At 71.8% G+C, this 24480-nt stretch carries 20 protein-coding genes and 2 pseudogenes; 9 read left to right on the top strand and 13 right to left on the bottom strand.

The features are described from left to right. From ACFVTC_RS16835 to ACFVTC_RS16855, 5 genes and pseudogenes are all read right to left on the bottom strand, one after another. Positions 1–100 (bottom strand): annotated as a pseudogene (locus tag ACFVTC_RS16835) (ATP-binding protein); the annotation flags it as partial. Positions 101–142: 42 nt separating this feature from the next. After that, entirely contained in the window at positions 143–1507 is a 1365-nt protein-coding gene (locus tag ACFVTC_RS16840) for a sensor histidine kinase (RefSeq protein WP_390127554.1), read from the bottom strand. Then, a complete protein-coding gene (locus tag ACFVTC_RS16845) occupies positions 1504–2178 on the bottom strand; it encodes a response regulator transcription factor (protein ID WP_390127556.1) in 675 nt (224 codons plus the stop codon). The genes ACFVTC_RS16840 and ACFVTC_RS16845 overlap by 4 nt, the downstream gene beginning before the upstream one ends. A gap of 143 nt (positions 2179–2321) precedes the next feature. Further along, a complete protein-coding gene (locus tag ACFVTC_RS16850; RefSeq protein WP_390127558.1) occupies positions 2322–2927 on the bottom strand; it encodes a phosphatase PAP2 family protein in 606 nt (201 codons plus the stop codon). Continuing rightward, complete coding sequence (locus ACFVTC_RS16855; protein ID WP_390127560.1) at positions 2924–3640, bottom strand: DedA family protein; 717 nt, start codon at positions 3638–3640, stop codon at positions 2924–2926. The genes ACFVTC_RS16850 and ACFVTC_RS16855 overlap by 4 nt, the downstream gene beginning before the upstream one ends. Before the next feature lie 118 nt (positions 3641–3758). On the opposite strand from ACFVTC_RS16855, the pseudogene ACFVTC_RS16860 reads away from it, so the two are divergent. The 4 genes and pseudogenes from ACFVTC_RS16860 to ACFVTC_RS16875 form a co-directional block, all read left to right on the top strand. Continuing rightward, positions 3759–4121, top strand: a pseudogene (locus ACFVTC_RS16860) (BlaI/MecI/CopY family transcriptional regulator); the annotation flags it as partial. Positions 4122–4350: 229 nt separating this feature from the next. Beyond that, positions 4351–5280, top strand: coding sequence for a M48 family metalloprotease (locus ACFVTC_RS16865; RefSeq protein ID WP_390127562.1), 930 nt, complete (start codon positions 4351–4353; stop codon positions 5278–5280). Between the two features lie 176 nt (positions 5281–5456). Then, positions 5457–7019: an AlkA N-terminal domain-containing protein gene (locus ACFVTC_RS16870; RefSeq protein ID WP_390127564.1), complete on the top strand. Its 1563-nt coding sequence runs from the start codon at positions 5457–5459 to the stop codon at positions 7017–7019. Positions 7020–7050: 31 nt separating this feature from the next. Next, the gene (locus tag ACFVTC_RS16875) at positions 7051–7533 is read left to right on the top strand and encodes a methylated-DNA--[protein]-cysteine S-methyltransferase (protein WP_168530897.1); all 483 of its coding nucleotides are present in this window, start codon (positions 7051–7053) and stop codon (positions 7531–7533) included. Between the two features lie 210 nt (positions 7534–7743). On the opposite strand, the gene ACFVTC_RS16880 is transcribed toward ACFVTC_RS16875, so the two are convergent. The 5 genes from ACFVTC_RS16880 to ACFVTC_RS16900 form a co-directional block, all read right to left on the bottom strand. Continuing rightward, on the bottom strand, positions 7744–8301 hold the full coding sequence (locus tag ACFVTC_RS16880; protein ID WP_390127565.1) for a DUF3291 domain-containing protein: 558 nt from the start codon (positions 8299–8301) through the stop codon (positions 7744–7746). A gap of 413 nt (positions 8302–8714) precedes the next feature. Then, entirely contained in the window at positions 8715–9452 is a 738-nt protein-coding gene (locus ACFVTC_RS16885) for an NAD-dependent deacetylase (RefSeq protein ID WP_390127567.1), read from the bottom strand. Between the two features lie 257 nt (positions 9453–9709). Beyond that, the gene (locus ACFVTC_RS16890; protein WP_390127569.1) at positions 9710–11770 is read right to left on the bottom strand and encodes a restriction endonuclease; all 2061 of its coding nucleotides are present in this window, start codon (positions 11768–11770) and stop codon (positions 9710–9712) included. A gap of 304 nt (positions 11771–12074) precedes the next feature. Then, positions 12075–14186, bottom strand: coding sequence for an FxSxx-COOH system tetratricopeptide repeat protein (gene fxsT / locus ACFVTC_RS16895; protein ID WP_390127571.1), 2112 nt, complete (start codon positions 14184–14186; stop codon positions 12075–12077). A 74-nt stretch (positions 14187–14260) separates the two neighbouring features. Beyond that, complete coding sequence (locus ACFVTC_RS16900; protein ID WP_390127573.1) at positions 14261–14641, bottom strand: hypothetical protein; 381 nt, start codon at positions 14639–14641, stop codon at positions 14261–14263. A 70-nt stretch (positions 14642–14711) separates the two neighbouring features. Between ACFVTC_RS16900 and ACFVTC_RS16905 the strand changes: the two genes are divergently transcribed. The 3 genes from ACFVTC_RS16905 (at position 14712) to ACFVTC_RS16915 (ending at position 18620) form a co-directional block, all read left to right on the top strand. After that, the gene (locus ACFVTC_RS16905) at positions 14712–15611 is read left to right on the top strand and encodes a phosphotransferase family protein (RefSeq protein ID WP_390127575.1); all 900 of its coding nucleotides are present in this window, start codon (positions 14712–14714) and stop codon (positions 15609–15611) included. 151 nt (positions 15612–15762) lie between these two features. Further along, positions 15763–16047, top strand: a complete 285-nt coding sequence (locus tag ACFVTC_RS16910; RefSeq protein WP_390127577.1) for a hypothetical protein — start codon at positions 15763–15765, stop codon at positions 16045–16047. Between the two features lie 380 nt (positions 16048–16427). Further along, positions 16428–18620 (top strand): DUF1996 domain-containing protein, encoded by a 2193-nt coding sequence (locus tag ACFVTC_RS16915; RefSeq protein ID WP_390127578.1) that lies wholly within the window; start codon positions 16428–16430, stop codon positions 18618–18620. A gap of 132 nt (positions 18621–18752) precedes the next feature. Here the strand turns inward: ACFVTC_RS16915 and ACFVTC_RS16920 are convergent, their stop codons facing one another. Continuing rightward, positions 18753–19244: an NUDIX domain-containing protein gene (locus tag ACFVTC_RS16920; RefSeq protein WP_390127580.1), complete on the bottom strand. Its 492-nt coding sequence runs from the start codon at positions 19242–19244 to the stop codon at positions 18753–18755. A gap of 231 nt (positions 19245–19475) precedes the next feature. Further along, a complete protein-coding gene (locus ACFVTC_RS16925; RefSeq protein ID WP_390127582.1) occupies positions 19476–20597 on the bottom strand; it encodes an ADP-ribosylglycohydrolase family protein in 1122 nt (373 codons plus the stop codon). A 199-nt stretch (positions 20598–20796) separates the two neighbouring features. On the opposite strand from ACFVTC_RS16925, the gene ACFVTC_RS16930 reads away from it, so the two are divergent. Further along, the gene (locus ACFVTC_RS16930; protein WP_390127879.1) at positions 20797–21915 is read left to right on the top strand and encodes a glycerate kinase; all 1119 of its coding nucleotides are present in this window, start codon (positions 20797–20799) and stop codon (positions 21913–21915) included. 319 nt (positions 21916–22234) lie between these two features. Here the strand turns inward: ACFVTC_RS16930 and ACFVTC_RS16935 are convergent, their stop codons facing one another. Next, complete coding sequence (locus ACFVTC_RS16935) at positions 22235–23449, bottom strand: PucR family transcriptional regulator (protein WP_390127584.1); 1215 nt, start codon at positions 23447–23449, stop codon at positions 22235–22237. A gap of 215 nt (positions 23450–23664) precedes the next feature. Between ACFVTC_RS16935 and ACFVTC_RS16940 the strand changes: the two genes are divergently transcribed. Continuing rightward, the gene (locus tag ACFVTC_RS16940; RefSeq protein ID WP_390127586.1) at positions 23665–24471 is read left to right on the top strand and encodes an ABC transporter ATP-binding protein; all 807 of its coding nucleotides are present in this window, start codon (positions 23665–23667) and stop codon (positions 24469–24471) included. The last annotated feature ends 9 nt before the right edge of the window (positions 24472–24480 follow it).

The following is a 24480-nucleotide window of genomic DNA, read 5'->3' on the forward strand; positions in this document are numbered from 1 at the left end:
CGGGCAGGCTGACCACGAACGCCGCGCCGTCGGTGTACCGCGGATCGTGGTCCACGTCCCCGCCGGCGGACCGGGCCAGGCGCCGCGCGAGCGGCAGACCCGGCTCTCCGGAGAGGGGACTCCTGGGTGGAGAGGCGAGCCCTCAGCCCGCGGGCAGGCTGACCACGAACGCCGCGCCGTCGGTGTACCGCGGATCGTGGTCCACGTCCCCGCCGGCGGACCGGGCCAGGCGCCGCGCGAGCGGCAGTCCCAGGCCCGCTCCGCCGTGTCCGTCCCCCGGATCGGCCCGGCGGCCGGGCTGGAACAGCTGCGCCACGAACGACGCCGGTACGCCGGGACCGTCGTCGGTGACCTCGACGCGTACGCCGCCGGGCTCCCCGTGGGCCAGGATCCCGACCCTGGTGCGCGCGTGCCGCAGCGCGTTGTCGAGCAGGGGGCTGACGATCCGCTCCAGAAGGGCGTCCGGCACCCCGGCCGACAGGGCGGCGTCCGGAGCGGTGACGACGACCTCCACCCGCTCGCGCGCACTGCCGAGACGGTCCACCAGACGTCCGAGCACCGGCGCCACGGCGGCCGTGCCGGGCGCGGTGGCCGCGCTGTCGCGGGCCTCGTCGAGCAGGGTGTCGCAGATCGTGCGCATCGACAGGGCCGCGTCGGCGATGGCCGCGTGGACGGCCAGGGTGTCCTCGGCGGAACGCGGACGGGCCTGCCACCAGTCGAGCTCGGCGACGATACGGGCGAGCGGATTGCGCAGCTCGTGCGACAGCTCCCGGGTGAGCTGGCGCTCGTGGCGCAGCAGTGCCCGGATGCGGTCGAGGAGCGCGTCCAGCGAACCGCCCAGCCGCGCCAGTTCGGTGGGGCGGGGCACGCCGCCGAAACGTTCCTCGGAGGTGATGGCGCTCCACTGGGTGGCCTGCTCCGTCATCGTGCGTACGGGGCGCAGCGCGCGTCCCACCGCCAGCCGGGTCAGCCCGTACGTGCAGGCGAGCATGGCGGCGTCGAGGACCAGGGAGGCGAGCAGCAGGGTGTCGGCCGAGCCGCGGTAGGGGGACAGGTCCAGCGCGGTGACGACGGCCGCGGTGCCGTTCCCGCCGGGCACCGGCTGCGCGCACAGCCGGACGGCGTCATGACCGGAGGCGGTCTCGCAGTGCCGGCCGCCGCGCGCCGCGAGCCGGCCGGCCGCACGGGTCAGCGGACCGGTGACGGTGGCGGACGAGGGCTTTTCGAGCAGCCTGCCGTCCGCGTAGATCCAGACGTTCGCGTCGAGGAGCTCCTCGCCCGGGGTCTCCAGGACCCGTACCCGCGAGGTGCTGGTGTCGACGGTCGCCGCGACGGCGGTGGCGCGGGTGCGCAGCTCGTCGTCCGCCTGGTGCTGGAGGTGATGCCGTACGACCGTGTTGAAGGCGACGGTGAGGATCACCATGAGGAGCGTCGCGGTGGTGAGCGCGACCAGCGAGAGCCGGCCGCGCAGGGTGCGCGGCCACCAGCGGGAGACGACGTCCCTCATGAGAGACGGTGGCCGATGCCGCGCGCGGTGGTGACGGTCAGCGTGCTGCCGCCGTCCCGGAGCTTGCGGCGCAACCGGGTCAGATACTGGTCCAGCGTGTTGTCGCTGACCTGGGCGCCCTCGGGCCAGCCCGCCCTGATCAGCTCCCGCCGCCGCACGATGTCCCCGGAGCCCGCCATCAGCGCGGCCAGCAGCCGGAACTCCGTCGGGGTGAGGGCGACCCGGGTACCCCGGACGGTGAGGCCGTGCCGGACCGGGTCGAGGACGACGTCGCCGGCCGTGGGCGACGGGAGGGTGCCTCCGTGCGAGGCGCCGCGCTTGAGCGCCGCCCGCAGCCGGGCGGCGAGCTCCGTCAGATGGAACGGCTTGGGCAGGTAGTCGTCGCCACCGGCCGAGAATCCCGCCAGCCGGTCGGTGAGGTGATGATGAGCCGTCAGGAAGATCACGGGCCGGAGAAAGCCGTTGGCCCGGAGCGCCTGGCACACGTCCCGGCCGTCCGCGTCGGGCAGTCCCACGTCGAGCACAGCCGCGCCGACCTCGGCCCCGGCCAGCCGCAGCGCGGTCGCGCCGTCCGCCGCGGGCAGGGTGTCGAAACCCTCGTCGCGCAGGCCGCGCAGCAGGACGTCCCGCAGGGCGTGATCGTCCTCGACGACCAGGATCGTGTGACGCATGGTTCTCCTTCAGCGGTTTCCGTGCTGTCGGCTCGGCCCGTTCCCCTACGGCGTCGGGGCGGCACGGCGTCGCGGCGGTGCAGCGGGTGTCCGGCGGATTCACGCCGGTGGCCCGGGGTCGGCGGCGTCCCCGGCCGGTGGCGCTACGCGGGGACCAGCAGCGGTCGCAGCCGGGACCGCGCGAGCCGGCCCGCGAGCGGGTCGCAGACCCTGTCGAGGAACGCCGCCGACGCCCTCGCGATCAGCGTGCCGACCAGCACGCCGGCCACCACGTCGTGCGGGTAGTGGGCCCCCACCCAGACCCGGGCGACGGCCATCGCGCAGGCCGCCACCAGGGCGACGGTGCCGAGACGGCGGGAGACGAAGAGCAGCGCGACCGCGGCCGCGGCGGCGATGACCGCGTGATTGCTGGGGAACGACCAGTCACCCGGCGCCGGACACGCCTCCAGCGTCCTCACCCGCAGGCTCTGACAGGGCCGGTCCTCACGGACGAGCAGCTTGAACACCGAGTTCACCCCGTACGCCACCACGACGATCACCGGCACCATGAGCGCGGTCACCGCGGCGCGGGCGCTCCGGTGCCGCGCCCGCCACCAGCCCACCAGCATGAGGACGGCGAACACCGCGAGCCCGTACGTCGACCAGTCCCGTACCAGCGTGTCCAGCCACGACGGTGCGTCCTGGGCGAGGCCCACGACGTAGGTGTAGGAGGAGCCGTCGATCGACGACCCGTCGAACGCGAGCGTCATCCCTGGGCACCCCTCTCCGCGGCGGCCCTGCGCGAGCGGCGCAGCTCGGCGGCCAGCGGGATCAGCGACACGACGATGATCACCGCGATGATCGGCAGGAGGTACCGGTCGACGTTCGGAATGGACGAGCCCAGCGCGTACCCGGCGAGGGTGAGGCTGAGGCTCCAGACGAGACCGCCGGCGACCTGCCACAGGGTGAACGTCCGGACGGGCACCTGGAGCGCGCCCGCCATCGGGTTCAGGACCGTGCGCACCACCGGCACGAAGCGGGCCAGCACGATCGCCTTCGCGTGCCCGTACCGCTCCAGCAGCTCCTCGGCACGCTGAGCCCCCGCGTGCAACCGGGGCGAGCCGCTGCGGGCCAGCAGGGCGCCGCCCGCTTTGCGTCCGATGAGATAGCCGCACTGGGCACCTGCCAGCGCGCCGACGGCGGCGGCGACCAGGAGCGCGGGCAGGGAGAGCTTCAGACCGGCCTGGCCCGACCCCGTGCACAGCAGGCCCGCCGTGAACAGCAGCGAGTCGCCGGGCAGGAAGAAGCCGATCAGCAGACCCGTCTCCGCGAACATCACCACGCCGACACCCAGCACGCCGAAGGCGGCGAGCAGGGACTGGGCGCTGAGCACGTTCACCGCGAGCTCGGACCCGAGCTGTGCCCCGAGCTGTGATCCGAGATGTGTTCCGAGCTGTGACGCTGCGAACAAAGGTGCGGCCATCGTCGCGAGCCCTCTCATACTGGACAGGGACGGGTGTGGTCGTGACGACACCCGACTGACTACAATGTTGTAGACGGTCTACTGAACTGTAGACGATATCGGGGTGAGGATCGTTCCCATGACCAGCGCGAAGGACGAACGCCGGCCGGCGGGTGAGCTCGAGGCCTCCGTCATGGCCGCTCTCTGGGCCGCCGACGCACCCCTCACGCCCGGCGGGGTGCAGACGCGGCTGGGGACGGGCCTGGCCCGCACGACGGTGACGACGATCCTGTCCAGGCTGCACGAGAAGGGGATCGTCGGCCGGGAACGGCAGGGCCGCGGCTTCGCCTACTTCCCCGTCCAGGACCCGCACGGGCTCACCGCTCGCCGTATGCACACCGAGCTCGACCGGGACGAGGACCGCGAGACGGCGCTGGCCCGGTTCGTCGCCCAGCTCAGCCCCGACGACGAGCGTCTCCTGCGCGGCCTGCTGGAACCGGACGGGTCATCGGCACCGGCACTGGACGGGCTACCGGAACCGTCACTCGACGGGCGACGGGCACCGGCACCCTCACTCGACGGGCGACAGGCACCGTCACCGGCGCCCGCACCGGACGGACGGTCGGCGCCGGCCGAACCGCCGGCGGCAGGCGGACGCCCGGAACCGGAACGCGGACGCGGCGAGTAGGACGAGTGCCCGGAACCTGGCGCGCAACTACGATGGGTGGGTCATGACCGCACTGCTGCTCATCCCGCTCCTGGTGCCCTTCGCGGTACCGGCGGCGGCACGGCGCTGCCTCGACCGGTTCACGCCGGTCGCCGCGCTGTGGGCGCTGACCCTCACGGTCCTCGTGGTGGCCGGCTCCTCGGTGGCCGCCCTCGGCGCGCTGGTCCTCACCGGCCTGCTCAAGCTGCCGTTCCTCGCGGGCCTCGGCGATTTCGTCCGGCCGCTGCGCACCCCGTCCGACCTCGTCGTCCTGCCTCTGGCGACGGCCGCCACCGGCCTGCTGACCCTCGCCGCCGGCACACTCGTCCGCTCCGCCCTGCGACAGCTGCGCGCCTTCCGCGCCGCCCGCACCGAGGCCGACGGCCGCCCCGCCGCGGGCGACCTGTGCGTGATCGAGTCGCCCCACCCGGACGCGTACGCGCTGCCCGGCCGCCCCCACCGCATCGTCGTCACGACGGGAATGCTCCGCAGCCTCGGCGCCGACGAACGCGAGGTGCTCTTCGCCCACGAGCGGGCCCACAACGCCGGCGGCCACCACCGGTTCCTCGTCCTCGCCGAGCTCGCGGCACACTGCCATCCCGGGCTGCGCCCGGTCCGCGCGGCCATCGCGCTGGCCGCCGAACGCGCCGCCGACGAGGCGGCCGCCGCCGTGGTGGGAGACCGGCGGCTGACCGCGCGCGCCATCGCGCGTGCCGCCCTCGCCGCCTCCTCGGCCCGCTCCGGCCGCCCCGACTTCGCGCCCGCGGCCACCACCGGACCCGTACCCCAGCGGGTGGCGGCCCTCCTCGCGGCTCCCCGGCCGCCCCGCCGTGCCGCCCCCTGGATCGCCCTCCTGCTGGCCGCCTGCGCGACCGCCTCGGCCGGCACGGCGGCCACCGGCGTCCTCGCCTTCCACCACGAGGTGGAGGTCGCCCAGGGCGAGGAACCCCGCTGACGGTCCCGGCCGCGGCCGGGACCGGCGGAGGTCGCGGCGGGGGCGTGCCGCGGAGAGCGGCGTGGGTGCGTACGGTGGTCCGGGCGGCGATGGGGGAGACGGCCCGCCCGAGGCCCCGCGAGGTTGATGTCGGATTCTCGCCAGCCCCGCCCTCGCCCGTGCCCGATCCTTGAGACATGCGGAACGGGATGCACACCGACACCGAGCGCTGCGTACGCGCCGTCCGGTCGAAGGACGCGCGCTTCGACGGCTGGTTCTTCACAGCGGTCCTGACCACCCGGATCTACTGTCGGCCCAGCTGTCCGGTCGTGCCGCCGAAGCCGGAGAACATGACGTTCCACCCGAGCGCGGCGGCCTGCCAGCAGGCCGGTTTCCGGGCCTGCAAGCGCTGCCGCCCGGACACCAGCCCCGGCTCGCCCGAGTGGAACCAGCGCGCCGACCTGGTGGCCCGCGCGATGCGTCTGATCGGCGACGGGGTCGTGGACCGCGAGGGTGTCCCCGGCCTGGCCGGCCGGCTCGGGTACAGCACCCGCCAGATAGAGCGGCAGCTGCTGGCCGAGCTGGGCGCGGGGCCGCTCGCGCTCGCCAGGGCCCAGCGCGCCCAGACCGCGCGGCTGCTCATCGAGACCACCCCGCTCCCGATGACGGAGATCGCCTTCGCGGCCGGGTTCTCCTCGATCCGTACCTTCAACGACACCGTGCGCGAGGTCTTCGCCCTCTCACCGAGCGAACTGCGCGAACGCCTCCCGAGGAAACGGGCGGCGGCCGTCGCGAGGGAGAACCGGGGAGCGACGACGGGCGGGGTGGCCGGGGCCGGGACGGGCGGGGGAACCGGGGCGGGGACGACCGCACCCGCCGTACTGTGCCTGCGCCTGCCCTTCCGTGCTCCTCTCAACCCCGACAACCTCTTCGGCCACCTCGCGGCGACCGCCGTGCCCGGGGTCGAGGAGTGGCGCGACGGCGCCTACCGGCGCACCCTGCGACTGCCCTACGGCCACGGCATCGTCGCGCTCACCCCGCACGCCGACCACATCGGCTGCCGTCTCACCCTCAGCGACCTGCGCGACCTGACCGTCGCCATCAGCCGCTGCCGCCGCATGCTCGACCTGGACGCCGACCCGGTCGCCGTGGACGAACAGTTGCGCACCGACCCGCTGCTCGCCCCGCTCGTCGACAAGGCGCCGGGACGCAGGGTGCCGCGCACGGTGGACGAGGCCGAGTTCGCGGTACGGGCCGTACTCGGCCAGCAGGTCTCCACGGCCGCCGCGCGTACCCACGCCGCCCGCCTGGTTCTCGCGCACGGCGAGCCGGTCGAGGATGCCGAGGGCGGCCTCACCCATCTCTTCCCTTCACCCGGCGCGCTGGCCGCGCTCGATCCGGACTCCCTCGCCATGCCGCGCACCCGCCGCACCACGTTCATCACGCTGGTGCGTCAACTGGCGGACGGCACGCTGCACTTGGGGGTGGAGAGCGACTGGGCGCAGGCGCGGGCCCGGCTCCTCGCCCTCCCCGGATTCGGCCCCTGGACGGTCGACGTCATCGCGATGCGTGCCCTCGGCGACCCCGACGCGTTCCTGCCCACCGATCTCGGAGTCCGGCGTGCCGCCCAGGAGTTGGGGCTGCCCTCCACTCCCGCCGCCCTCACAGCCCGCGCGGCGGCATGGCGCCCGTGGCGGGCGTACGCGGTCCAGTACCTGTGGGCGACGGACAGCCACCCGATCAACTTCCTTCCCGTATGAGCCCGTCACGGGCCCGCACCAAGGACATCCAGTGAAACGACACACGATCACCGACAGCCCCTACGGTCCTCTCACCCTCGTCGCCGACGACGGCCTCCTGTGCGGCCTCTACATGGTCGGCCAGCGCCACCGCCCGCCCGAGGAGGACTTCGGCGAGCGCGACGACACGCTCCTGCCCGAGCCGAAGCGTCAGCTGGCGGCCTATTTCGCGGGTGACCTGAAGGAGTTCGACCTGCCGATGCGCCTCGCCGGCACGCCCTTCCAGCGCAGCGTCTGGGACCAACTGGCCAGGATCCCGTACGGCGAGATCCGCTCGTACGGGGAACTCGCCGACGCCCTCGGCAACCCCAAGGCATCCCGCGCGGTGGGCCTCGCCAACGGCAGGAACCCGGTCGGCATCATCGTGCCCTGTCACCGTGTGGTCGGCGCCGACGGAAGCCTCACGGGCTACGGCGGCGGCCTGGACCGCAAGCGGCGCCTGCTGGACTTCGAGCGGGGCTCAGCCCTGTTCTGACCCGTTCCGGCGTGCAAGCGCCGAAGCCACGGGCACACCGTCTCCTCGGCGGTCCGGGGAGTCGGCCTGCGAGGTGGCGCAGGTCTCGGAGGGGAAGGACGACGCGGGCCGGACGGACGCGTGAGACCGGGGCGAGGCGAAGCTCCCCGCCATGATCAGCCGCCCGCCGCGCTGACAGCACTGCCACAGCACCGGCGGCAGGCTTCCTCGTCAGCGAGCCCGGTCGCTCTTCGGCCCGACGCCTTCGATCCTGGTCGGAGTTCCCTCCGAGGCGAACGAGTGGTGGAAGGTGAAGGCGTGCGGCACGGAGCCGTGGTCGTGGAGGTGCTCCAGCCCGGAAACCCCGTCCCGCCAGGTGGGTATCACGCCGTCGGAGACCCACCAGCACACGTAACTCGGGTGCCCTGTCCTCTCGAACCAGTCGTAACGCCTGTTCAGCGCCTCACGGTGCGGACCGGTGTGGACGGCGTCGAACGCGGGGCGCAGGTCGGTCCAGAGCGAGAGGGTCGCGGCCAGCGCGGTGGTCTCCACCGTACGCCCCTTGTCGTACCAGGTCGGTACGGCGAACTCCCCCCATGCGCCCCAGTCCGCCTCGAAGAGCATGCCCCGGTCACCGTCCGCCGCTTCAGCACGCGCGAGGAACCCGGGGTGCTGACCGATCTTCCGGTAGACGGCCTCACCACTGTCGTAGAACTCGCGCGTGAGAGGTCCGGGATCGACGAGAGGTGACTTCAGGACGCCGAATGTGTACAGAGCAAGATGGGGCATGCGTCTCTCCCTGGTTGGGGCCGCCTGGCGTGGCTCCGATTCGGTGGCTCACGCACGGGGGCGGGGGTTCGTGGGGCATGACCGACTCATCCCGTCGCGGGTGGCCAAGCCGGAAGGAACCCCCGTGCGACCGTGGGCGATCGCCGAAGACCAGATGAAGGTAGCTGCCTCCGCGGGCCATGTCGAAGTTGCGTTTTCCCTGTCCAAGTGGCCTCTCGCACCGGTCATCGCGGGGGCCGGTGCGGTGACGGGCGGGGCGGGCCGCGGGGTACCAGTGATCCACTTCGGCCGATCGATTCACAGGCCGCCTAGGTCAAGGCGCCGGCCTGCCGGCTGAGCAGGCCAAGGAGATCGAGCCGGGTGACCCCGCCTGCTGAGCAGCCCGATGCCCTTGGCGGCGTTCCCGGCGTGCCTCAGTAGTCGGTCTCATCGGTCAGCCCGCGGAGAAGTGCGGGCAGGGCGGTGCCGATGGGTTCCCGTACGACCTCGTCGGCGATCTCGTCGTAGGGGGTGGGTTCGGCGTTGACGATGACGAGCCGGGCTCCGTGGTCGGCGGCGACGCCCGCGAGGCCGGCGGCGGGTTGGACCTGGAGGCTGCTGCCGACGGCGATGAAGACCTGGGCGGCCTTGGTGATGGCGGCGGCCTCACCGAGGACGACGGGGTCGAGGCGTTCGCCGAAGAGCACGGTCGCCGATTTCAGGATGCCGCCGCACTTCAGGCACGGCGGGTCCTCCTCACCGGCTTCGACGCGGGCGAGGGCGTCCTGCATGGGTGTCTTTTCGTGGCATGCGGTGCACACGACGGTCCGTGCGGTGCCGTGGAGTTCGAGGACCTTGCGGGCGGGCATTCCGGCGAGCTGGTGCAGGCCGTCGACGTTCTGGGTGATCACGCGCACGGGCACCCCGGACCGCTCCAACTCGGCCACGGCCAGGTGGGCGGCGTTCGGCTCGGCCCGCAGCGCCTGGTTCGTCCGCCGCAGCTGCCACGCCCGGCGCCTGATCTCGGGATCACCCATGTAGTACTCGTACGTCACGAGCTTCTCGGCCTCGGGATCCTTCCGCCACAGGCCGTTGGGCCCGCGATAATCGGAGATCCCGGAATCGGTGGAGATCCCTGCCCCACTGAGGATGGCGACGAGTGGCCTGTTCATGGCCCGAGAGTAGGGCCCCTGTCGGTCCGGAGCGACCGGATATCAGGGCACGACCTGCGCACGCGCTGTGCTGCTCGACCGGCGTCCGTACAACGGCTCGCCGACCGCCCTGAGGAAACCGGGCGCACCGGCTCCGACGCGCTCGAAATCGACGGCCGACGGGAGTCGCCCTGCCCACCCCGCGCGCCATGGAAGAACCGCAACGCGGGATCCGCGGGATCCGCGGGATCCACACGGAGCCCCCGACCACTGCTTCTCTAGTCCACCTCGATGCCGAAATCCCGCACGAGTTCCTCCAGGCCACCGGTGTAGCCCTTGCCACCCAGGACGAAGTCCCAGTCCCCGGTCGGCCTTCGACGGAACGAGCCGAGCACCAAGGCGGTTTCGCGGGACCGGCCGTCGGAAACCTCGAGTTGCCCCAGCTCGGTCAGCCGCGGGTCGAGCAGACGGATGCGGGCGTCCGTGAATTCGGAGAGGTCGGCGTCCGGGTTGACCTCCGGGTCGATCGCGGCCACAAGGACGAACCGGTCAGCCTCGTCCGGCAAGCCGTCGAACGAGACGCAGATCGCGGCCTTGTCAGGTGCCGTGGGGGCCAGAGCCCTCACGGAACCATCGGCTGTCTGTGGGTTGTTGAAGAAAACGAAGTGATCGTCACTGAGGACTCGGTCGCCACGGCAGACCAGAGCGCACACATCCAATGCCACGCCACCGGTCCACGACATGCCCAGGACGTTGTAGTCGTGGGGCAATTGCGTGTCAGGGGTCGTCGGCGTCGGCGCCGTCGCGGTTTGCCGGCCGCCCTCACCCAGGCGCCCGCGCAGCCCATGACGATGCAGCAGATCAACAAGCTCAGGGCCGGAGACCAGCTCCAGCGGCTTGCCGTTGGCGAAGGTGTGCGAGCCGGGGCCGAACCCCGACGTCGTCACGAGGACACCCTTGTTGGCGCCGGCGTCCTGCACCGTTCCGTACAAGTCCCGTACGGCAGTGGGCGGCACCGTGTTGCGGTAGCGCTTCACCTGAACGACGATCTTTCCGCCTCGGATCGGTGTCGGATCCAGCGCGTCGACGTCCACACCGCCATCGTTGGAGCGCTGGGTGGTGACCGCCTGCATCCCCATGGCCCGGAAGAGATCGGCGACGAGATTCTCGAAGGCGATCGGATCCATGTCGTACAGGTCAGGCTCCTCATCGCTGCCGTGCGCGACAACACGGTTCCCGACATCCCGAGGCCGACGACTCGGCCGTACCGGCGAGAGTTGGTCGGGGCGGGCCGAGAGCTGTCCGTGGAGTGCGTCGGCCAGACAACTCGTCGCGTCCACCTGCGCCAGGTGCAGGCCACGGAACGTCGAGACCGGGGCCATCACGGTCGCCAGGTGGATCTGGCCAGGCCGGCCCGTCGTAGGGTCATGGCCATCCACGAACCCGTTCAACGTCACCGACTCGAGCGCGCCCAACTCGTCCGCGGCGAAGAGCTCGTGCAGAACGAGAAGCATGCACTGCGCGAGCACCTCCCGGTACAGGGCGCGACGCCGGCCCACTGGGCGCGCGGTCTCCTTGTCCTGGTCGGTCCCGGACACGTATCGGACGGACTTGACGTCAGGGACGATGCCGTAGGAGGGCAACTCCCAGTCCAGCACCAGTTGTCGGGCCGCAGCGTCATAGGCTGCCGTCACCTGACGTGGAAATCCCTCCGGCCATGCCTCCGAGGCGTAGAGAGCGGCAGAGAAATACTCCATGACCGAGTCAGGATCATGACGTCTCACTCCGTCGGTCACCTGGACGATACCGGCGTTGTGCCGCCTGACCTCGGCCAGTTGTGCATCGGCCCACTGCTGGTGCTCCCGCTGGTAGGACGCCAGCTGTTGTCGTCGCCGGGCCTCCGCCGCCTGGGCCGCGTGCCAATCCCGCTCGAAGCGAGCCCGTGCTTCAGCCTGTGCCTGGGCGCGGCGGTTGGACGTCCACCCGCTCTGCGTTTGGTAGTGGCTGGAGTCAGGCATTGCCACCGGCTGTGCCAACGGTCCCGGAGCGAAGGGCTGGACCTCTTCACGCCTCAGGAGAGAGGAGACCCTGAAGGCCGGAGCCTGACAACCCGAGGAGAGAAGGCCCTGCAGCGAAGCAACTTGAGCGTCCAGCTCCTCCGTGCGGCGTAGCGCTTCCGCCTGCCTGTACTCGCGGTGGTCCTGGGCGGCCCGCCGCTGGTAGGCGCGTGCCTGCTGAGCTTCCTGTCTGCGCCGTCTGGTTTCCGCTTCCATCTGGCGCTGTTGCTGCCGTTGCATCTCTGCCCAGACGCCGACGAAGCCGGTTGAGCGACGACTCATGTGCTGCAGACCCTCCCCGATGCGCTCTGGTTGTCCCCACAACCAGGTGTGACGAGACGACTTTATCCAGCAACGGCCGTCCCGCATATCCGCCTGCCGAAGGCAACCGGATCCCGTCGTCCCCGCAGGTCAAAGCAAGTTGAGGGAGCGCCTCGGTGCGTCCGGCCGCAATATCCGGACTGTGGCGGTCCGGGGCTCGTTCCAGCTCGCCCACCCCGACCGAGAGGTCTGTGAGCGCGGCTTGACATGGATCAACAAGCCGCGCTCACAGACCTGAACCGTCGACTCCTGCCGGCACGTCACCTCAGGAGGGATCTGCTCCGTCACGCCGCTGTATGCGTCGACGATCTCCTCCAAGCGGCCCGTGAAGTCCTCCGGCGGCGTGGCGGGCGCGGGCGAGGTGGTGGCGGCGGGCCAGCGTGTCGGGATGCTCGGCACCCAGGATCCGTTCTGAATCCGCGAGGTTGGACTCCAGCAGGGGAACCGCCCGCCGAAGGTCCCCCGCGTCCCGGTAGGCGAGCGCCAGAATGTTGCGGCTGGCCAGGGTGTCGGGATGCCCGGCACCCAGGATGCGCTCGGCATCGGTGAGGTTGGACTCCAGCAGGGGAACCGCCCGCCGGAGGTCCCCGTCATCGTGGAGGGCGAGCGCGAGGTTGTTGCGGCTGACCAAGGTGTCCCGGTGCTCGGCACCCAGGATGCGCTCGGTATCGGCGAGGTTGGACTCCAGCAGAGGGATGGCCCGCTGAAGGTCCCCCGCGTCCCGGTAGGCGAGCGCGAGGTTGCTGCGGCTGGCCAGGGTGTCGCGGTGCTCCGCGCCCAGGAGCCGCTCGACAGCGGCGAGGTTGGACTCGAACAGAGGGATGGCCCGCTGAAGGTCCCCGGCTTCCTGGTAGGCGGTCGCGAGATTGCTGTAGCTGGCCAGGGTGCTGGGGTGCCTCTTTCCCAGCAGGCGTTCGTGGACTCGAGCCGCGCGGCTCCCGGCAGCAACACCGCGGGCCACGGCTCCCTGACGGTAGAGGAACCTTGAGGCCTGTCTCAAGAGCTCTCCGGTCGTGGCCGTTTCAGATCCCGACGCCTGTGGAGTGTGATCGGTGTGAGCGATGACGTGAGGCAATAGCGTGCGCCATGTCGGCCAAGTGGCGGGATCGTCCGCGTCCGCGGGGAGGCAGCGGTTCAGGGCATTTGCCGCGGTCCGCTGTGCGCTTGCGATGTCTTCGGCGCGGCGGTGCGGGTCCTTTCGATCGGATGTTCGGGCGAGGGTTTGCACAAGCCGGTGCACGCTGATCGTGCCGCCCTCCTGGCTGATCATGCTGTACGCGGCCAGTTTGCCGATGGCCGTGTTCAGCGTGAGGGGATCGGCAACCATCTCCAGGTGGGAATGGGCGAACCTCAGCAGCCTGGCGCCCAGCCCATGGGCAGCAGCGGGGCGTTGATCCCGTAGTCGTCGGACCCCCCTGCGTAGGTGGGTCGGGTAGGCGAGGTCGTCGAGGAGGTTGCGGGGGATGTTGTCAGGGCCGTACCAGGCCAGCACCCGCAGAACCTCACCCGCCAGCGGCGTGCCCTTGAGGTGGTCGAGGGTGATGCTCCAAATGCGGGCGATCGTGCGGTCCGCGTCCCCGCCTTCCGTGGTCGTGGCGAACATCTCAGCCGGCGTGTTGGCCAGAAGGTCCAGGTAGGCGCGCGGGAAAACCCCGGTTTCGGCGCAGTACGAGGCTGCTTGTTCGACCGCCAGGGGCAGATGGCCCACCTTCGCGCAGACCTCGGCGGCGCCGTCGCCGTCCCACTCATGCCCGTGAGTCAGGACCCGGGTGAACAACTCGACGGCTTCCGCTTCCTCCATGACGCCCAAGGGCACGGTGGAGGACAGTTGATGCCAGCCGGTGGCACGACGGCTGGTGACAAGAAAACGTCCGCCCCGACCGGCCCGTTCGATGACCGGCAGGACATCCTGGGGATGGTCGACGTTGTCGAGCACGATCAGCCAGTTCCGATGGGCGGCCAGCCACGCCAGGGCCCACTCCCGCAGCTCGTCGGCTCCCGTCCCCGCGCTCCTGAAAGCAGGTTGAAGGGCGCCCGCGAGGTCGGCGAGCCCGGATTCCAGGGAGGCCGGTGAATCGGCCGTGATCCACCATCTCGGGGAGCTCCGTGACCGTGTCCTCGCCCAGTGTGCTGCGAGCGTGGACTTGCCGACCCCGCCCAGCCCGTGGAGAGCGTGCACGACGACTTGGTCCGAGGGGGCGAACGCGGCGTCCAGCGCCTCCAGTTGGCGATCACGCCCGACGAAACCACGCAGCTTCGGTATGTTGATCAGGCCCGTCGGCGCCTTGATCGTGGACGCGCTTTTCAACACTCCGGCGCGCAATACCGTGTTGTGGGTGTGGAAAGACGTGGCGTTCTTGACGTCACGGCCCGCCACGATCGAGCCCTGGTCGGCGGACAGGTCCCATGTCCCACGGTCCTGCTGTGCGCGACGGGGCTTGCGGCGCCCCATCAGGAACCCCGCCGTGCCTCGGAATCATCGACATCGCCGCCGGCCGCGATCGACCCGCTGTCAGCCGACGGCCCCACGGCTCCCGGCTGCCCGGGCCAACCGGACGGCGCGGCACCCGAACCGGTGTCGAAGGCTGTCGAACCACGCACACTCCCACCCGCCGCGATGGACCCACCACGCGCCACCGGCAGTGGCTCACTCGCCGACCCTTGCCGCGAGTGACTCAGCACCGCCAGCACGAACCCGGCCACCGTGAAGAACAAGCTCAGCACGCTGCTCAACTGATCAGCCCGATCCAGCCCTACCAGAACGAAGAACACGATCAGAGCGCTCAGACCGACGGCAGCCCCCACCCAGCGCAATACCTGCCACAACGTCATACAGGCATCATTGCGAAACGTCCGGGCTCGCAAGCCCCTTTTCGGGCAACCAGATTGATAGCGTCGGGGAATGACCAGTCGCAGCCGTGACCGCGTCGCGGACGTCCGCGGCGTCGTGGGTGCGCACATGCCCGACTGTCGGATCGAGTCCGTCGTGGTGCTTGGCGAGGGCCTCGACAACGTGGTGTACGAGGTCAACGGTGAGCTGATCGTGCGCTTCAGCAAGGAGCCCGACCTGGCACGGCGGAGCGCCCTGGTGGGCCACGAGGCCCGCGTGCTCGCCGCCGTCGCAGACATCTCGCCGCTGCCCGTCCCCGAACCGGCGTTCATGGTCGCGGAGCAGGGGTGTCTGGCGTACCGCAAGCTCCCCGGCGCGCCACTGTTGGACATGCCACCGCACCAGCGGTCGGCCCACGGCACGTCGATCGCCGCCACGCTCGGCGAGCTGCTCAGTGCGCTGCACGCTGTTCCGGTCGATCGGCTGGGCGATCTGGTGGACGCGGACCACCAGCCGCTGGCCGAGTGGCGGCACGGGGCCACGGAGACCTATGTGACGGTGGCCGGGCAGGTACCGGCGGCGCACCGCCGCCCCGTCGAGACCTTCCTGGCCGCCGCGCCCCCGCGCGAAGGATGCGCCCCGGCCTTCTCCCACAACGATCTGGGGATCGAACACGTTCTCGTCGACCCGGCCACATGGACGGTGACCGGCATCATCGACTGGAGCGACGCGGCCGTCGTCGACCCGGCCCACGACTTCGGGCTGCTCTACCGCGATCTCGGCCCCGCCGCGACCCGCGCCGCCCTCAGCGCCTGTCGAACCGACGCCGAAGACCTCGCGGCTCTCAGCGAGCGCGCCGTGTTCTATGCCAGGTGCGGTGTCCTCGAGGACCTGGCGTACGGCATCGAGACGGAACAGGACAAGTACGTCGACAAGAGTCTTGCGGCGATGGAATGGCTGTTTCCGCTCTAGCCGCCTCGTCTCGGCGGGCCGGCGGCCGCCGTTCGGATCACCCGAGGCGGCCCTTCAGGTGATTGCCGGACGCCTCATGAGACGGGCAGCGGTCGCGGGGGTACGACGCCTCAGCAGGGGACGAACCCAGAACGCCGTGAGGAGCTTGGCGATGTACGCAGCGGTCCGGCGGTACGAAGGGGTGACCGATGCGACCGAGGTCGCACGCCTCGTGAACGAGGGGTTCGTGCCGCTCATGCGCCAGGTCCCCGGCTTCGTGGCCTACTACTGGATCGATGCCGGGGACGGGGTCATGGTCTCGACCAGCGTCTTCAGGAACCAGGCCGGTGCCGACGAATCGAACGCGAGGGCTGCGGACTTCGTGCGCGACACCCTTGCGTCACTGCTCCCCAACCCGCCCCGGATCACGGCCGGCGAGGTGGTGGCCTCCGCATGACAGCAGTCGGACCAACCGCATGAGACGACCCGCGAGAACGGGTGACGGCCGCTGTCCTGAGGACGTGCGTCGTGCCGATCGCCTGACCACGCCGGACCTCGGGTGAGGCCCAACCACCTTGCGGTCGGGGCACCTTGCGCGTGGGCGTGTGAGCTCCGAACGGTCCTCCGGGTCGGACCGGAGAGCTGTCCGTCCGGAGCCGGCGTCGTCGTCCTCCGCCTTCGTCGACCTGGGACTTCGCCCCACCGCGGCCGGAGCCGCTAGGGTGCGCCGGAGCGAGGGTCGCGGGGCCCCGAGGCCGTGATCCGTCGGTCGACGCGTATGAGGCCGCTGTGAATTCCTGAGGCACTTGAACGCACCCGGGCCCCTCTACGTATGGCATGGGGGATTTCCATGCCGGGCCTGTTACGAGGCGTAGGAGTACACACGTGAGACGGAACACGCGCAGACGCCCCACAGGGGCACGGCGTGCGACATTTGCCGCAGCCGCGCTGATATTGGGCGGAGGAGGGCTGGTGGCGGTGAACGTCTACGCGTCAGCCACCGAGAACTGGGGCGGTGCGTCCGGGCAGCAGAACGAGACCAAGGCGGCGGGGGCCGCCACGATCGACTGTCCGGACGTGGGCAGCAAGCTCACGGAGGTGCCGGAGGCTGCGAAGGCGGAGGTCGACAAGCAACTCGCCCTCCTCGACCAGCAGATCTCCGAGGCGTACGCACGCCTCGCCTCGGCGGAGCAGGCCCAGAAGCAGGACCCGAGCTTCGTGCAGAACGCGGTCCTCGGCCCGCTGAAGGAGAAGCGGGGCGCGGTCATCGACCGCATCAAGATCGGTTTCAAGAACGCGGGCGCCGAGGCCCCGGGCATGCTCGACGGTGCCGCCACCTGCACCGCGGTCCCCGCCACCCCGGTCCAGGGCGACACGGGTGACCAGAACGGCGGCGGCCAGCAGGGCGACAACGGCGGCGGTCAGCAGCAGAACGACAACGGCCAGCAGAACAACGGCCAGCAGGGCGGCGGCGCGGCGCCCGTCAGCGGGCCCGTCGCCGCGGACTTCGTGGACATCACGACGGTTCAGCCGAACGTGCAGCAGAAGCCGGGCAACGGCGGCGGCGCCTCGACGGGTACGTTCACGAGCACGTGCGGGGTGAACGCCAACAAGAAGTTCAACACCGACAACGTGATCGTCGCCCCCGGTGTCGCCAACGGCGCCCACCACCTGCACGACTACGTCGGCAACCAGTCGAACGACGCGTTCGCCAGCAACGACGACCTCGCGGCCGGCGAGACCACGTGCAAGAACCAGGGTGACAAGTCCACCTACTACTGGCCGGTGCTCCGCGTACAGGACGGTACGCAGGAGTTCGACGCCGACCGCAACGGTGGTGGTCTGGAAGGCAACATCGGCAAGGTCCTTCAGGCCAAGCAGGCGCAGATCGAGTTCGTGGGCTCTCCGCAGGGCAAGGTCGTCGAGATGCCGACCTTCCTGCGCATCATCACCGGCGACGCGAAGGCGTTCGTCAACGGACCCGCGAACGCCAACGCGCACTGGAGCTGCACCGGGTTCGAGGACAAGGTGCAGTTGACGGACAAGTACCCGATCTGCCCCCAAGGCAGCAGCGTGATACGGAAGTTCGCCTTCCAGAGCTGCTGGGACGGGCAGAACATCGACAGCGCCAACCACCGCACGCACGTGGCCTTCGCCGACGCGAACGGCAACTGCGCGGGCGGTTTCAAGGCGATTCCGCAGCTGACGATGCGGCTGGTCTACGACGTTCCGCAGCCGACCGTCGAGAACGGCCAGGTGAAGAACCCGTACGCCGTGGACGGGTTCCCCGAGCAGCTGCACAAGGCCATCACCGACCACGACGACTTCATCAACGTCTTCGACGCGAAGCTGATGCGGGAGATGGTGGACTGCATCAACTCCGGCAAGCAGTGCGTCGACGGTGCCGGTAACGGCAACGGCGGTGGTGACAACGGCAACGCCAATGGTGGTGCCGGCGGTAACGGTGGTGACAACGGCAACGCCAACGGTGGTGCCGGCGGTAACGGCGGTAACGGTGGTGACAACGGCAACGCCAACGGTGGCGCCGGTGGCAACGGCGGGAACGCAGGCAACGGCGGCAACGCCGGCGGTGGTTCCGACGAGCCGACCAAGGAAGCTCCGACCCCGAGTGCCGACCCCACCTCCGGCGGAGACGCCGGGGCCGACCCGGGTACTCCCGCCGCGACGCAGCGGCCGAAGCCCCCGGCCACCACGCGCGGTGCCGAACCGGAGGGCGGTGACCAGGGCGGCGTCGTACCCAAGGCGGACACGACGACCCCGGCCGCGGGCAACGACGCACCCGCTGGGACCCAGGACGGCGCGGCCGACACCGGGCAGACGCCGGCCGCGGGCGCGGACGCCCCGACCGCGCAGGTGTCGTCGCAGGCCCAGGCACAGACCGAACCGCAGACGGTCGCGAGCGGCGACCTGGCCGAGACCGGCACGAACCTGTGGCCGGCCGCGGGCGGTGGCGTGCTCGTGATCGCGGGCCTGGTGCTCCTGCGCCGGATCAGGCGCAGCGCCGTGTGACGTCGCCCCCAGGGTGACCGACGAGACGACGCCCGTACCCGCGACCAGCGGGTACGGGCGTCGTCGCCGTCCCGGGCGTCCGCCTGAGGCGCGTCGTGGAAGTCCCGCCCGCCTCGCGACGCCTGGCGCGCCCTAGCCCACCCGGTGGCCGTTCTCGAGCTCCGCCGTTCCCGAGCCCTCGGACAGGACGTCGAGCGCGACCAGCACCCGGCGGCCGAGTGAGCCCGGCAGGTGATCGGCGAGTTCCTCCCGCGCCACCAGCCGCCACGACAGCAACTCCTCCTCCTGCAGCCGGATCCCCTCGAGCTGCCGCTCGTCGAGGACTCCACCGTCGTACAGATAGGCGACCAATGGGGGTCGCCCGGCCCCGTGCACCCAGTCGACCGCGAGCAGTCGGCCCGGGGCGATGTCGAGACCGATCTCCTCCGCGGTCTCGCGGCGGGCACCCTGCCGCGGGGTCTCCCCGTCGTCCGACTCGACGGTGCCGCCCGGAAGGGCCCAGCCCTCACGGTAGTTGGGCTCGACGAGCAGGATCCGTCCGTCGGCGCCGCGGAAGAGTACGGCGGCACCGGCGAGGACGCGGGGAAGCCCCGCGATGTACGTGGCGAAGTCCGGGGTGGTCATCCACGAAGCGTAACGAGCCCGCGCGGCGGTCCCCGAAGCGCGCCGACCGGTCCGGACGCGCCGACCGGTCCGAACGTGCCGACCGGTTCGAACGCGCCGACCGGTCCGGACGCCTTGACCGCTCCGGCCGCCCTCTCCCACCGTCGCGTCAGCGGACGGGGAGGCGCGGGAGGCACGCGTGGGACGGTGCCGATGCCCGCACGTCGACCGGGGACGGCGCGCGGGCTCTGCTCAGGCTCCGGCTTCGGTTCCGGCTTCGGTTCCCGCTCCGGCTTCGGTTCCGGCCTCCGCGAGCGTGACCGTGCGCGCGGCCAGTTCACTGATCCGTACGCCGTCGAAGCCGAAGACCGCGCTGCGTACCGTGTCCTCCAAGGGGTCCTTCCACTGTGCGGGAACGGCCTCGGCCCCGCACAGGACCCCGGCGACCGAGCCCGCCGTCGCCCCGTTCGAGTCGGTGTCCAGGCCGCCGCGGACGGTCAGCGTGATGGTGCGGGTGAAGTCGCCGTCGCCGTACAGGAGTCCGGCCGTGAGGACGGCGGCGTTCGGGATCGTATGGATCCAGCCGAGCCCGGCGGTCTCCTCCGACACCGTGCTCAGCGTGTCCTCCCAGGTCATCCGGGTCTCGTGGAGCGTGAGCACCCTGCGCACGGTGCGGGCGAGTCGGCTGCCGGCGGGGATGACGGTCAGTGCCGTGTCGAGCGCCTGCCGGACGGTGGGCGCGGTGAAGGCGGCGGAGACCAGCGCGGCCGCCCACATGGCGCCGTACACGCCGTTGCCGGTGTGGGACAGCACGGCGTCCCTGCGGGCCAGGGAGGCCGCGCGGCGCGGCACCCCCGGACAGGTCCACCCGTAGATGTCGGCGCGGATCAGGGCGCCGATCCACTCCTGGTACGGGTTGTCGTAGGTGGCGGTCAGGGGAGGCTTGATGCCGGCCGCGAGGTTGCGGTACGCCGCCCGTTCCGCGGTGAAGGTCTGCAGATAGGGCAGGCGCAGCAGCCACAGGTCGCCGACCTGCTCGGTGCTGAAGCCGAAGCCGTGTGTCTCCAGCAGGTCGAGGCCGAGGATCGCGTAGTCGACGTCGTCGTCCCGGCAACTGCCGTGGATACGGCCGCGTACGCACTGCCGCCACTCGGGCCGCAGCGCGAACTCGTCGCCCGCGCCGTCGTCGCTGTCGGCGGGTCCGGGGAGGTAGTCGGTGAGCGGCAGGGCGGCGGCCCGTCGCAGATAGCGGTCGATGCGGTCCCGCGTCCAGTGGTCGCCCTGCTCGACCGGCTTGCCGAGCATGTTGCCCGCGATCCGGCCCAGCCAGCCCCCGAGGACGCGGTCCGCGAGCTCAGTGCCCACAGGGGTCATGGTTCCGGTCTACCCGATTCCGGCCGCCGCCGTGCGGTGTTCCGCGGGCCGGTCGCGGCATGACGGCGGGGTCGTCCTGCGGTTAAGGTCGCAGCGGCGCGACTGCCTCGACGTGTGCGAGGCCGGAAAGCAAGGGGAATGCAAGGTGGCGGACTCTGCCGAGAAGACGACACGCGCGGGCGGCCGGCGTGATCCGCGGGTGCTGATCGCCGCGGACAAGTTCAAGGGCTCGCTGACCGCCGTCGAGGTCGCGGAGCGGGTGACGGCCGGGCTGCGCCGGGTGGCGCCGGCCGCCGTGGTCGAGTCGCTGCCGGTGGCCGACGGCGGTGACGGCACCGTCGACGCGGCGGTCGCGGCCGGTTTCGAGCGCCGGGAGGCACGGGTCGCCGGGCCCCTGGGGGAAGAGGTCACGGCCGCGTTCGCACTGCGGGGCGACACCGCGGTCGTCGAGATGGCGGAGGCCAGCGGGCTGCAGCGGCTGCCCGCCGGGACCTTCGCGCCGCTCACCGCGTCGACGTACGGCTCCGGGGAACTGCTGCGGGCCGCACTGGACGCGGGGGCGCGCACGATCGTGTTCGGTGTCGGCGGCAGCGCCACGACGGACGGTGGCGCCGGGATGCTCTCCGCGCTGGGCGCGCGCTTCCTCGACGCTGACGGCGAGCGGGTGGCACCCGGTGGTGCGGCGCTCGGCGACGTGGTGACCGCGGACCTGTCCGGCCTCGACGCCCGGCTCTCCTCGGTCGATCTCGTCCTCGCCAGCGACGTGGACAACCCCCTGACGGGCCCCAAGGGCGCCCCGGCCGTGTACGGCCCCCAGAAGGGCGCGAGCCCCGACGACGTGGTGGTCCTGGACACCGCGCTCACCCACTTCACCGCCGTCCTGGAGAAGGCGATCGGTTCGCGGGCCGCCGAGTACGCGGCCGCGCCCGGTGCTGGAGCGGCGGGCGGCATCGGGTACGGAGCGCTCGTCGTGGGCGCGCGTTTCCGTCCCGGCATCGAGGTCATGCTCGACGTCCTCGGTTTCGCGCCTGCTCTCGACCGGGCCGACCTCGTCATCACCGGTGAGGGCTCGCTCGACGAGCAGACCCTGCACGGGAAGGCCCCGGCGGGCGTCGCGACGGCCGCGCGTGCGGCGGGTAGGGAGGTCGTCGCGGTCTGCGGACGGCTCGCGCTTCCCCCGGAGGCGCTCGGGCGGGCCGGCATCCGGCGGGCGTACCCGCTCACCGACGTCGAGCCCGACATCGCTAAGTGCATCGCGGACGCGGGTCCGATCCTGGAGCGCGTCGCGGAGAACATCGGACGCGACTTCCTCATCTGAGCGGTCGGGAGCCCTGCCGGCGAGGCGGGGGAGGGTGCCCGTCCCCGCGCCCCGGGAAACCGCCCCTGTCTCGCGCCCCGCGTCCCGGGAAGCTGTCCCCGTCTCGCGCCTCGCGCTCCGGGAAGCCGTCCCCGCCTCGCGCCCTGCGCTCCGGGAAGCCGCCCCCGCCTCGCGCTCCGGGAAGCCGTCCCCGCCTCGCGCCCCGGGAAGCGGTCTCCGCCCCACACCCGCGCGGCCGACACACGGCGGCCCAGGTGGCTCGGCCGCCCGTTCGACCTCGGCCGCCGCCCGCCGCGCCTACCCCCTGCCGTACGCCCCCTCACACCGCCGCGGTCCCGCCCCCCGACAACCGGTACGCGTCCAGGGCCAGCGTCATCTCGATCAGGTCCCGGGGCCGGGCCAGTGAGCGCGAGGTGAGTTGTTCCAGCCGTCGCAGCCGGTTGAAGACCGTGTTGCGGTGGCAGTACAGACGACCCGCGGCCCGCCCGGCGGAACCCTCGCACAGCAGCCACACGTCGAGGGTCTCCAGCAGCACCGCCCGGTCGGCCGGCTCCAGCTCCAGCAGCGCCCCGAACACGTCCGCCACCAGCCGTCCCGCCAGCTCCGGCTGGCTGACCACCAGCGCGGTCGGCATCCGCTGGTCGAGACGTACGACCTCCGTGGAGTCCGGCGTACAGGTGCGCAACGCCAGCTCCGCCAGCCGCCGCGCGCGCCCCAGTTCACCGAGGCCCGCCACCACCGGACTGATACCGCCCGGCCCCGAGCACCGGCCGTGGAGCAGTCGCACCACGCGGTCCAGGTCCCGGTCGGCGTCCAGCGCCACCACGCCGACCTCGCAGTCCGCCCGCATCCGCCAGATGAAGCGCAAACCCCCGCCCTGTACCGGCCGGGGGACCGCCTCCCGTAAGTCCCGCCGCTCCGGACGCAGGACCACCACCGCGTACGGTGCCTGTTCGGGCAGGTCGAGCCCCGCCGCGGCCCGCGCCGCGAGTCCGGGCGCCTCCTGCCCCTCCAGCAGGGCGTCGAGCAGTGCCTGCAACTGCTCGTCCGTGCGCCGCCGCAGCTCGCGCTCGGTGGTCCGGTACGCCTCCGACGCGGCGACCGTCTGGGCGTCCACGGCCGACCACACCATCGTCGCCGAACGCATCAGCACCGCCAGCCGCTCCGGCTCCCGGCCCACCGGGCCCTCCATGAGCGCGTCCCACACGAGATAGCCCGCGGCGCGGTAGGCGTGCACGAGCAGTTCCAGCGGCAGTCCCTGCAGAGCCCGCCGGCGCCCCGCCTGTTCGGCGTGCTCCAGATCGCGGCGCGGCGAGGCCCGTGGCGCCGAGATCGTCTCGATCCCGATGCGCATGGCCGTCTCCGCCTCCCGCCACTGCTGGTCCTGCGGCAGCACCTGCGCGTAGACGGGCGAGTACTCGGCGAGCTGTCGCAGGTGCTGGTCGACGAGCTCGGGCAGTCGTTCCAGCAGAGCCCCGCAGGACTCCGCGAGCAGCTTCCAGTCATGACCGGTCCGCGGTCTGCGCCCTCCCATGGCCGGAGGATGCCATCCCCGTACCGCCCCGCACAGGCCCCTGACACGCAGCGTTGTGCGCGCGCACAACGGGCGGCCACGACCTCTGGGCACCCGCCGCGATTCGCCCGCCCCCCGTGGACGGACGCTCCCCGCCGGTGCTGAGGTGAGCGCCACACCGAGCAAGGACAAGCACCGAGCAAGGACAAGCACCGAGCAAGGACAAGGGAGGTGCCATGGGCGGTTCCGCTCTGCTCGTACGGAACCTGTCGGTCGGATACGGACCCGTACGCGCGCTGCGCCAGGTGTCGCTGGACGTTCCGGAAGGTGCCGTGGTCACGGTCCTGGGCGGCAACGGCGCGGGCAAGTCGACGCTGCTGCGTGCCGTGTGCCGGACCCTCTCCTTCCACGCGGGGGCGGTGACCGGAGGGTCCGTCAGCCTGGGCGGCCGACCACTCGACCGGCTGCCGCCGGACCGGGTGGTCGCCGCCGGGGTGTCCCAAGTACCGGAGGGCAGGCGGGTGTTCGCGCGGATGACGGTCGCCGACAATCTGCGGGCCGGAGCCCTCGGCGCCACCGGTGGCAGGGCCGACCGGGTCCGGGCGCTGCGCCGCGTGCACGACCTGTTCCCCGTGCTGGCCGAGCGCGCCCAGCAGCGCGCCGGACTGCTGTCCGGCGGCGAGCAGCAGATGCTCGCGGTCGGACGGGCGCTCATGGGCGCCCCGAAGGTGCTCCTCCTCGACGAGCCCTCGCTCGGACTCGCCCCGCTGATGGCCGCCCGGATCGCCGACACCGTACGGGAGATCAACGCGCAGGGCACCTCCGTCCTCCTCGTCGAGCAGAACGCCGCCCTCGCCCTCCGGCTCGCCACCCACGCCTACGTCCTCGAGGTCGGCGAGGTGACCCTCGCCGGCCCCGCCGCCGAGCTGGCCGCCTCCGACGAGGTGCGCCGCCGCTACCTGGGTGTGGTGGACGAGGACGCCGCGGCCGACGCGTCACGAGCGCGCGGCGCGCTGCCGGCCCTGCCGCGCTGGAAGGGGTGAGCGCCCTCG

Origin of the sequence: Streptomyces sp. NPDC057950, from assembly GCF_042887295.1 — a bacterium.
Classification (GTDB): domain Bacteria; phylum Actinomycetota; class Actinomycetes; order Streptomycetales; family Streptomycetaceae; genus Streptomyces; species Streptomyces kaempferi.